This is a genomic window from Escherichia sp. XD33, from assembly GCF_019375075.1.
Lineage (GTDB): Bacteria > Pseudomonadota > Gammaproteobacteria > Enterobacterales > Enterobacteriaceae > Enterobacter > Enterobacter flexneri_A.
Genome location: NZ_JAENDM010000348.1, coordinates 1 through 574, shown reverse-complemented (window position 1 = coordinate 574; position 574 = coordinate 1). Strand labels below are relative to the sequence as shown.

Below are 574 nucleotides of genomic sequence, written 5' to 3'. Positions count from 1 at the left end.
AATAGAGAAGTTAAAAAAAAATGGATGATGGGCGCAGTTGCTAGAATCTATCAGCCAGGTATTAAATATGATTCCATGATTATTTTATATGGTGGTCAAGGTGTTGGAAAATCTACGGCAATGAGTAAATTGGGAGGTCATTGGTATAACCAAAGTATTAAAACGTTTAAAGGTGATGAGGTCTATAAGAAATTGCAGGGTTCTTGGATATGTGAAATTGAAGAACTGTCGGCATTTCAAAAGTCTACTATTGAAGATATTAAGGGGTTTATAAGTGCTATTGTAGATATTTATAGAGCTTCGTATGGTAAACGAACAGAGCGTCATCCTAGACAGTGTGTGTTTGTAGGGACAACCAATAACTATGAGTTTTTAAAAGACCAAACAGGCAATCGTCGTTTTTTCCCTATTACGACAGATAAAAATAAAGCAACTAAAAGCCCGTTTGACGATCTAACACCAGATGTTGTGCAACAAATGTTTGCTGAAGCTAAAGTATATTTTGATGAGGATCCGACGGATAAAGCATTGTTATTAGATAAAGAAGCGAGTGAGATGGCTTTAAAAGTCCAAG

Annotated in this window: 1 protein-coding gene; it reads left to right on the top strand. The window is 35.7% G+C overall.

Going from position 1 to position 574, the window contains the following annotated elements; all coding sequences use genetic code 11:
• On the top strand, window positions 1-574 hold a 574-nt coding region (locus tag K0778_RS27175), incomplete at both ends, for a virulence-associated E family protein (protein WP_214290706.1).